Annotated in this window: 9 protein-coding genes; 1 reads left to right on the top strand and 8 read right to left on the bottom strand. The window is 73.1% G+C overall.

Going from position 1 to position 9,142, the window contains the following annotated elements:
• Positions 1-91: 91 nt before the first annotated feature.
• The 3 genes from AC4IJH_RS42595 to AC4IJH_RS42585 all read right to left on the bottom strand — a co-directional run bounded on the left by AC4IJH_RS42595 (position 92) and on the right by AC4IJH_RS42585 (position 3,226).
• Entirely contained in the window at positions 92-715 is a 624-nt protein-coding gene (locus AC4IJH_RS42595; RefSeq protein ID WP_490857424.1) for an MBL fold metallo-hydrolase, read from the bottom strand.
• The gene (locus tag AC4IJH_RS42590; RefSeq protein WP_490857423.1) at positions 715-1,800 is read right to left on the bottom strand and encodes an S-(hydroxymethyl)mycothiol dehydrogenase; all 1,086 of its coding nucleotides are present in this window, start codon (positions 1,798-1,800) and stop codon (positions 715-717) included. Before AC4IJH_RS42590 ends, AC4IJH_RS42595 begins: the two co-directional genes overlap by 1 nt.
• 97 nt (positions 1,801-1,897) lie before the next feature.
• Positions 1,898-3,226, bottom strand: a complete 1,329-nt coding sequence (locus AC4IJH_RS42585; RefSeq protein ID WP_490857422.1) for an enolase C-terminal domain-like protein — start codon at positions 3,224-3,226, stop codon at positions 1,898-1,900.
• A 163-nt stretch (positions 3,227-3,389) separates the two neighbouring features.
• Here AC4IJH_RS42585 and AC4IJH_RS42580 point away from each other — a divergent pair, with 163 nt between their 5' ends.
• Positions 3,390-4,169: an HAD family acid phosphatase gene (locus AC4IJH_RS42580; RefSeq protein ID WP_490857421.1), complete on the top strand. Its 780-nt coding sequence runs from the start codon at positions 3,390-3,392 to the stop codon at positions 4,167-4,169.
• 21 nt (positions 4,170-4,190) lie between these two features.
• Here AC4IJH_RS42580 and AC4IJH_RS42575 read toward each other — a convergent pair whose 3' ends face one another.
• The 5 genes from AC4IJH_RS42575 to AC4IJH_RS42555 form a co-directional block, all read right to left on the bottom strand.
• On the bottom strand, positions 4,191-5,099 hold the full coding sequence (locus AC4IJH_RS42575) for a ribonuclease Z (RefSeq protein ID WP_490857420.1): 909 nt from the start codon (positions 5,097-5,099) through the stop codon (positions 4,191-4,193).
• 5 nt (positions 5,100-5,104) lie between these two features.
• On the bottom strand, positions 5,105-5,464 hold the full coding sequence (locus tag AC4IJH_RS42570) for a histidine triad nucleotide-binding protein (protein ID WP_490857419.1): 360 nt from the start codon (positions 5,462-5,464) through the stop codon (positions 5,105-5,107).
• A 148-nt stretch (positions 5,465-5,612) separates the two neighbouring features.
• Complete coding sequence (locus AC4IJH_RS42565; RefSeq protein ID WP_490857418.1) at positions 5,613-6,725, bottom strand: tetratricopeptide repeat protein; 1,113 nt, start codon at positions 6,723-6,725, stop codon at positions 5,613-5,615.
• Positions 6,722-7,960 carry an ATP-binding protein gene (locus AC4IJH_RS42560; RefSeq protein ID WP_490857417.1) on the bottom strand — a complete coding sequence of 413 codons (1,239 nt, stop codon included), beginning with the start codon at positions 7,958-7,960 and terminating at the stop codon, positions 6,722-6,724. Before AC4IJH_RS42560 ends, AC4IJH_RS42565 begins: the two co-directional genes overlap by 4 nt.
• Positions 7,961-7,982: 22 nt before the next feature.
• Positions 7,983-8,846, bottom strand: a complete 864-nt coding sequence (locus AC4IJH_RS42555; RefSeq protein ID WP_490857416.1) for a hypothetical protein — start codon at positions 8,844-8,846, stop codon at positions 7,983-7,985.
• Between the last annotated feature and the right edge of the window lie 296 nt (positions 8,847-9,142).

The raw sequence follows: 9,142 nt of genomic DNA, 5'->3' as shown, positions 1-9,142 counted from the left end.
TTCTTGAGCGGGCGGCCACCGAGGCGGTCTGATACACCGCGGGCCGGTGAGGGCTGGTCGCGCGGTTCCCCGCGCCCCTTAAGGGGCGCTCCTACGGGGCGCTCCACTCCCCCTGGTGTGCGGCCTCGTCCCCGATCGTCGTCGAGTCGCCGTGGCCCGTACGGACCGTGGTCTGCGGCGGCAGGGTCAGCAGCCGCTCGCGGATGGAGGCGACGATCGTGGGGAAGTCGGAGTAGGAGCGGCCGGTGGCGCCGGGGCCGCCCTGGAAGAGGGTGTCACCGGTGAACACCGTGCCCAGGTCCGGCGCGTACAGGCAGACCGCGCCCGGCGCGTGGCCCGGGGTGTGCAGCACCTTCAGGTCCGTACCGGCGATGGTGAGCACCTGGCCGTCGGCGAGATGGGCGTCCGGCGCGCTGTCGGGGTGGGTGAGCTTCCACAGCGGCAGGTCGTCGGGGTGCAGATGGATGGTCGCGCCGGTACGGGCGGCCAGCGCCGGGGCCGCGTCGATGTGGTCGTTGTGCGCGTGGGTGCACAGGATGGCGCGCAGCGTACGGCCGCCGAGGGCGGCGAGGATGGCCTCGGCGTCGTGCGCCGCGTCGATGACCACGGCCTCCTCGTCGTCGCCGACGATCCAGACGTTGTTGTCCACCTCCCAGGTGCCGCCGTCCAGCGAGAAGGTGCCGGAGGTGACGAGGTGGTCGATGCGGGCGGTCATCACAGCATCACCACCGAGCGCAGGACGTCGCCCGCGTGCATCGACTCGAAGGCCTTCTCCACGTCGCCGATCCCGATGGTCTCGGTGACGAACGCGGCGAGGTCGATCCGGCCCTGCTGGTGCAGGTCGATGAGCATCGGGAAGTCGCGCGAGGGCAGGCAGTCGCCGTACCAGGAGGACTTCAGCGCGCCGCCGCGGCCGAAGACGTCCAGCAGCGGCAGCTCCAGCTTCATCTCGGGGGTGGGGACCCCGACCAGGACCACCGTGCCCGCCAAGTCGCGGGCGTAGAAGGCCTGTTGGTAGGTCTTGGGGCGGCCGACCGCGTCGATGACGACGTCCGCGCCGAAGCCGCCGGTCAGCTCGCGGATCGCCTCGACGGGGTCGTTCTCGCGCGAGTTGACGGTGTGGGTGGCGCCCATGCCCTTGGCCGTCGCCAGCTTCCGGTCGTCGATGTCGACGGCGATGATGCGGGCCGCGCCGGCCAGCCGGGCGCCGACGATCGCCGCGTCGCCCACGCCGCCGCAGCCGATGACGGCGACACTGTCGCCGCGGCCCACGTTGCCGGTGTTGATGGCGGCGCCGATGCCGGCCATCACGCCGCAGCCGAGCAGTCCGGCCACGGCGGGCGAGACGGCCGGGTCGACCTTGGTGCACTGCCCGGCGGCGACCAGCGTCTTGTCGGCGAAGGCGCCGATGCCGAGCGCGGGGCTCAGCTCCGTGCCGTCGCTCAGGGTCATCTTCTGCTTCGCGTTGTGCGTGTCGAAGCAGTACTGAGGACGGCCGCGCAGACAGGCGCGGCACTGGCCGCACACCGCGCGCCAGTTCAGGATGACGAAGTCGCCGGGGGCGACGTCGGTGACGCCCTCGCCCACGGACTCCACCACACCCGCCGCCTCGTGCCCGAGCAGGAACGGGAAGTCGTCGTTGATCCCGCCCTGCTTGTAGTGCAGATCGGTGTGGCACACCCCGCACGCCTGCACCTTCACCACGGCCTCGCCGGGCCCGGGGTCCGGCACCAGAATCGTCTCCAGCCGTACCGGCTCGTCCTTCCCCGGCGCGATGACTCCGCGTACTTCCTGTGCCATCGGGGCAGCCCCTCTCAAAGATCACGTACGGGACCATTACGGTACGCGCGGCACGGGGCGGCGCCCAGAGGGAGGGGCACTCCCGGGGCGCGGGTCCTCACCACCGCGGCGTGGCGGGGGCACTCCAGTGCGGGTCGGCGGCGCGCATGGCCGCGGCGTCGTCGCGCTCGCGCAGGGCGCCGTCGTCGGCGAGCCAGCGGTCGTGGAGGAGGGCGAGCCGGTCGCGGTCGAGGTCGACGCCCAGGCCGGGGGTGTCGGTGACGCGTACGCACCCGTCGCGGATGGCGATGCGCTCGGTCAGGACGTCCTCGCTCTGCCAGGGGTAGTGGGTGTCGCAGGCGTACCGCAGGCCGGGGAGGGTGGCGGCGACCTGGGTCATGGCGGCGAGGCTGATGCCCAGGTGGGTGTTGGAGTGCATGGAGACCTGGACGCCGAACGCGCGGCAGAGCGCGGCCAGTTCGCGGGTGGCGCGCAGCCCGCCCCAGTAGTGGTGGTCGCAGAGCACGACCTGTACGGCGCGCTCGGTGAACGCCTCGGCGATCTCCTCGACGGCGGTCACGCACATGTTGGTGGCCAGCGGCATGGGCGTACGGGCGGCCACCTCGGCCATGGCGCGGGTGCCGCAGGCCGGGTCCTCCAGGTACTCCAGGACGCCCTCCAGTTCGGCGGCCACGCGCAGCGAAGTGGACACGCTCCAGGCGCCGTTGGGGTCCAGGCGCAGCGGGTGTCCGGGGAAGGCGGCGGCCAGCGCCCGGATGGCGGCGATCTCGGCGGCCGGCTCGTACACCCCGCCCTTGAGCTTGAAGGAGGTGAAGCCGTGCCGGTCGGCGAGGCGGCGGGCCTGGGCGACCACGCCCGCCGGGTCGGTGGCCGCGCCCCAGTCGTCGCGCTCGCCGTGGCCGTCCGGGTGGCGTGCCCAGCGGTAGAAGAGGTAGCCGCTGTAGGCGACGCGGTCGCGGAGGCGGCCGCCGAGCAGGGCGTGTACGGGGAGCCCGGCGGTGCGGCCCCAGGCGTCCAGACAGGCGACCTCGAAGGCGGATATGACGGACAGGCGTAATTTGTCGGCGGTCTGGGCGCCGCGCAGACCGCCCGCGTCCACGGCGTCAGCGCCCGTAGCGTACGGGGAGTCGCCGCAGGCGCGGGCGGCGATGTCCGGCAGCGCGTTCAGGTCGGTGACCCGATGGCCGGGCAGCGCGGCGGCCAGCGGGCGGGCGATGACGAGGTACTTGGTGTCGCCGTAGGTCTCCCCCAGGCCGGTCGCGCCACCCGCCGTGACCACCTCGACGATCAGCCGTGGGGTGTAGGGCTGGTGCACGCCCTGTGTGTTCAGCAGCGGCGGGTCGGCGACGAGCACCGGGGCCAGCCGTACTTCGGTGACGGTCAGTTCGTCGGCGTATGTACGCGTACGTGAACGCTGTTCACCCATGAGGAGGGAGGCTAGGGACGGCCGCCGGACACCGTCAAGAACGCCACCGCCGTCCCGCCGCCTGGCCAGCCTTTGCCAAGCGTTGAATCTTCGCGCGTAGATACGGGCGCATCTGCCCTGCTATCTCTACTGGGTCACCTCCACCCCCCATAGGAGCAAGCACATGCGCATGCGTGCACGCCTCGGCGCTGCCACCGTCGTCGCCGCCGTCGTCGGCACCGCCGCCTTCGGCATAGGCCAGGCCACCGCCGAGCACTCCGTCCCGCGCACCGACAAGGAGATCCCCAACCTCACCCAGGTCCAGGACCGGATCAAGGCGTACTACGGGGACACCGTCACCGCCGACGGACAGCACTACGCCTCGCCGAAGAGCAACTACGCCAAGCAGGTGCGCGGCATCGAGGCCAAGGCGGAGAAGTACCTCGCCAAGGAGCTCAAGAAGCACCGCGGCGGCAAGGCGAAGCCGGCCATCGTCCTCGACATGGACGACACCACGCTGCTCACGTACAACTACGAGCTCCAGGTGGGCTTCCACCACACCGAGGAGGCCCAGGACAAGTACCTGGCCTCCACCGACATGGACGCCGTCTTCGGCATGGACCGGCTGGTGAACTGGGCGCACTCCAAGGGCGCCGAGGTCTTCTTCCTGACCGGCCGCAAGGAGGCGCAGCGCGAGTGGAGCGTGCGCAACCTGAAGAACGTCGGGTACCGCGTGCCGCTGGACCGCGCGCACGTCTACCTCAAGGACAAGAAGAACCCGCCCGCCTACCTCCCCTGCGGCGCGACCTGCACCACGGTGGAGTTCAAGTCGGGCACCCGCAAGCACATCGAGTCCCAGGGCTACAACATCGTCGCCAACTTCGGCGACCAGTACAGCGACCTGAAGGGCGGCTACGGCGACAAGACCTTCAAGCTGCCGAACCCGATGTACTACCTGCCCTGACGCCCGCGGCGCCGGTGCCCCTCAGCTGCGCTTGGGCACCGGCACCCGCATCAGGTCCCGCGCGACGGTCAGCTCGCCGTCGAACCCCGCCGCGCGGGCCTGCCGCTCGAATTCCGAGGGGTCGGAGTAGCGCTGCGAGAAGTGGGTGAGCACGAGGTGCCGCACGCCCGCTTCCCGCGCCACCCGAGCCGCCTGACCCGCCGTCAGATGCCCGTGGTCGGTGGCCAGTTGCTCGTCCTCGTCCAGGAAGGTGGACTCGATGACGAGCATGTCGCAGCCCTCGGCGAGCGCGTACACCCCCTCGCACAGCCGGGTGTCCATCACGAAGGCGAAGCGCTGGCCGCGCCGCACCTCGCTGACGTCGTCGAGGGTGACGCCGCCCAGCGCGCCCTCGCGCTGGATCCGGCCGACGTCCGGGCCCGCGATGCCGTGCTCGGCCAGCCGCTCGGGCAGCATCCGGCGCCCGTCCGGCTCGGTCAGGCGGTAGCCGTAGGCCTCGACGGGGTGCGAGAGCCGCCGCGCCTGAAGGACGTACGAACGCGTCGTGGCCAGCACCCCGCCCTCGCCCGCGACGGGCTCCTGGCCCAGCTGCACCGTCTCGCGGTAGGCCGTGGAGTACCGCAGCCGCTCGAAGAAGTGCTGCCCGCTGGCCGGGTAGTGGGCGGTGACCGGGTGCGGCACGCGGTCCAGGTTGATGCGCTGGATCACCCCGGCCAGGCCGAGCGAGTGATCGCCGTGGAAGTGCGTGACACAGATCCGGTTCAGGTCGTGCGCAGCCACCCCGGCCCGCAGCATCTGCCGCTGGGTGCCCTCTCCGGGGTCGAAGAGGATGCCCGTACCGTCCCACCGCAGCAGATAGCCGTTGTGGTTGCGGTGCCGGGTGGGCACCTGGCTTGCGGTGCCCAGCACAACGAGTTCGCGTACGGACAAGGCGCTTACCCGGGGGGCCAGTTGAGGCCGCGGCCGCCCAGGACGTGGGCGTGCGCGTGGAAGACGGTCTGGCCCGCGCCGGAGCCGGTGTTGAAGATGACGCGGTAGCCCGTACCGTCCACGTCCTCGTCCGCGGCCACCGAACCGGCCTCGCGCAGCACATCGGCGGCGATCTCCGGCTCGGCGGCGGCCAGCGAGGCGGCGTCCGGGTGGTGCACCTTGGGGATCACCAGGACGTGGGTGGGCGCCTGGGGGTTGATGTCGCGGAAGGCGAGCGTCGTCTGGGTCTCACGGACGATGGTCGCGGGCACCTCCTTGGCCACGATCTTGCAGAACAGGCAGTCGGCCTGCGGTTCTCCCGCCACCGGTGAGCTCCTCCCGGGTCGTGACCGCACGGCCGCTGCGGCGCGTACGGAGGTCATGGCTGCTACGGACCGCATCGTATCGAGCCGGGTCGCGGGCGCAGGGGCGGGCCCGCGGCGGACCCACCGGAGCGAACGCTCCGTCAGGCTCTCAGCTCCCGGGCCGCCGCCGGCTGAGCATGGCGCGCGCGATCCAGTACGCGAGGAAGAGCGCCCAGGCGGCGGGCGCGAGGGTGGCGCCCAGGAAGGCCGGGTCCGTCCAGGGCACCGCGACCGACAGGACGGCGGCGAGCACCGGCAGCAGCACCCCGCAGGCCATCGCCACCACCGGCGGGCAGCGGCGGGCCAGCAGGAACAGCGGGGTGTGCAGCCGCCGCGGGACCCTGCGGCGCAGCCGCCAGGCCCACAGCGCGCAGACCGCCGCGATCAGCAGCAGGGCGCCCAGCCGCGGCCACAGCTGGCCCGCGTGCGGCGGGCTGCCCTGCCCCGCGCCCGCGACGGCCGCCCCGGTCAGCCCGATGGTGACGGTCAGCAGCGCCGGCCAGCGCGCGCCCGCGAGAATCCCGAACGCCATCGCCTCCAGGTTGTAGCGGGCCGTACGGTCCTGGAGGTCACCGGCGACGGCGTCCGCGAAGCCCGTCAGGGCCGCGCCGAGGCCGCCGCGCCGGCCGCGCCGGCGGTGCAGCTGGAGCACGGCGAGGTTGTTGCGGGAGGCGGAGTCCTGCGGATTCAGGCGCAGCGCAGCGCGGTAGGCGGCCTCCGCGTCCTCGTGGCGGCCCAGGCCCTGGGCCGTGACGCCGAGGGTGTAGTGGGCCGCGGCCTCGTGCGGCGCGAGCCGCACGGCGCGCCGGGCGCACTCGTGGGCCTGGCCGAGCGTGCGGCGCCGCCGCAGCAGGGCGTCGGCCAGCGCCAGGTGAGAGCCCCAGTGGTCCGGCGCGCGGCGCACCGCCTCGCGCGCCGCGTCGGCCGCCTCCTCGTAGCGGGCCAGGTCGATGAGGATGCCGGTGCGCTGCTGCCACAGGCGGGGGTGCTCGGGGGCGAGTTCGAGGGCCCGGCCGTTGGCCTGGAGGGCGCCGGGGTGGTCGCCGAGGCGGCCGCGGCAGCGGGCCAGCGCGAACCAGGCGGGCGCGTTGCCCGGTTCATCGGCCAGCAGCCGCGCCAGCACGCCCCCCGCGTGCTCGTAGCGCCCGACCTCGATCAGCGCCTCGGCCCGGGCCAGTGGTCCGGGGGCCGGCGCGGGCAGGGGCGGCAGCGCCTTGGTCACAGCAGCTTCCGGCGCTTGAGGTAGGCCAGCAGCTCGTCGTACGTACCGCCCTCGTTGGCGAACAGCGCGACAGTGCGGGCGGCGGCGAACCACGCCTGTGTCGAGGGCCGCAGTTCCCCGGCCGCGGCCAGCAGGTCCGCCATCCCGATCGTGCGGACCTCGCCGGTACGGACCGAGTCCAGCAGCGCCCGCTCGGCGGCGGACTCGCACAGATGGGCCAGGTCGGCCCCGGAGAAGCCGTCCGTACGCGCCGCCAGCCGGGCCGGGTCGACGCCGGAGACCGGGCGGTCGCGCAGGTGGTAGCGCAGGATCGCGGCGCGGGCCGCCCGGTCCGGGGGCAGCACCAGCAGCGTGCGGTCCAGGCGGCCGGGGCGGCGCAGCGCGGTGTCCACGTCCCAGGGGTGGTTGGTGGCGGCCAGCACGAACACGCCCTCGTTGTCGCCGTCCAGCCCGTCCAGCTCGCTGAGCAGCTGGTTGACGGTGTTGCGCAGCCCGCTGTGGTGCATCCGGCTGCGTTTGGCGCCCAGCGCGTCCAGCTCGTCCAGGAACAGGACGCACGGCGCGGCGCGGCGGGCGGCACAGAAGATGTCGTGGAGGTTGCGCTCGGAGGCGCCGATCCACATCTCCAGGACGTCGTCGATGCTCACGGACAGGAAGCGGGCGCCCAGTTCACCGGCCACCGCGCGGGCGATGAAGGTCTTTCCGCAGCCGGGCGGTCCGTACAGCAGCAGCCCGCCGCGCAGGCTCTTGCCGAACAGCGTGCGCAGCCCGGGGTTGCGCAGCGGCGCCAGGAAGGCGGCCTCAAGGCGCTGTTTGACCTCCTCCATACCGCCGACGTCGGCGAGGGTGACCTGCGCCGGGCCCTCCGCGGCCTCCCAGGCGGCGCTGCCGCCGCCGTCACCGGCCCCGTCGGCGGTCAGCGGCGTCTCGACGAACCGTGGCGAAAGCACGTCCGCGACCTCGTCCTCGGCCCGTTTCCAGTCGTAGGCGGGGCCGGTCACGGGGACGGAGGCCGGTACGGAGGTCTGCGCGGGGGCGACGGCCCGCGCCATCAGGGCCTGCGCCTCGGCGCTGCCCGGATCGCGCGCCAGGGCCACCGCGATCTGGGCGATGGCGTCCTGTGACCGGCCCGCGTCCAGCAGGAGTTGGGCCAGGTGCAGCCGCAGCGGTACGTCGTCGGGTGCGCCGTCGACGGCGCCGCGCAGACTGCGTATCAGAGGGGACTCGTCCGCCATGCACCTACCCTATGCGGGGCGGTTACCGGCGCGCGGCCCAAGTGCCTTGTGGATCGGGCCGGTTGTCGTGACCGTCATCGCCGTGACGGCTGCCGTTCCCGCCGTCGCCATGGCCCTGACCGTCGCCGCCGCCGTCCCAACCGCCTTTGCCGTCGCCGTTGTTGTCGCCCTTGTTGTCTCCGTGGTCGCCGTTGTCGTCGTTGTTGTCGTGGCCAGCGTTGTCGCCGTGGTCGCCGTGGTCGCCACCGCCGTTGTCGTGCTCGCCCCCGCCCTGCCAGCCCGCGTCCTGCCCGTCCTTGCCCTGGCCGTCGCCCTGTCCGCCCTTGTCGTGGCCGTCTCCGTGGCCGTCCTTGCCATGCCCGTCGTGCCCGTCGTGCCCGTCGTCGCAGGTCGGCGACGGATCGTGGGAGGCGGTGTCGGACGGCTCGCCGGGCTGCGACCAGGACGGGCGGCCCGTGGGCGTCCAGGAGTCGGACGGCGGGCGGCTGCAGTCGCCGAGCACACTGGCCTGGAAGACCACCCGGCCACCGACCCGCGCGGTCAGGTCGCCGCGTACGCAGCGCCCGTCGATCTCCTGCGTCACCCGCCCCTTGATGGTGATCGTCTCGCCCCGGTCGGTCTCGCCCTGGCAGTCCACGGTCGCCACCGAGCGCCCGGTGGGCGAGGCCGACGCCGTGCCGTCGTGCCGCGGGTTGGCGGATATCCGACCGTCTCCGTTGTCCACGGTCGCGGTGCAGCTGAGCCACCGCACCTGTACGCCCGCCCGCTCCAGCGCGCGGGTACCGGTCTGGTCGGTGGTGATGGCCACCGAGGAGGAGTTGAGCCCGCCGACCGGCTGACAGGCCACGACCGTGACGGCCGCGGCGCCCGCGGCCCCCGCCGCCATCAGCGCCCGTCGCCCCCGGCCATGCCATAGGTGTCGTATGCAGCTTTTGCGCCCTATGCGCCTCATCGCGCCCATATCCGGCAGCGTCCCACCGACGCGCGCGCTCCAACAGCCCCAGCTCGGCCATGCGCCCGGCGCCTCCGTATGAGCGCAATCCCGCCGACGGCGTCATCCGCCCCGCGCACCTCACTAAGCTGACCTGCGCAGTCCCCTTTTCACCCACAACCGGGAGTTACCCCACCATGGCAACCACGCGCACCGCTCAGACCCACTGGGAAGGCAACCTGCTGGAGGGC

It is taken from the genome of Streptomyces sp. UF-297, assembly GCF_058245575.1.
The sequence above is the reverse complement of the archived record's forward strand: the minus strand, read 5'-3'. Positions and strand labels throughout refer to the sequence as shown.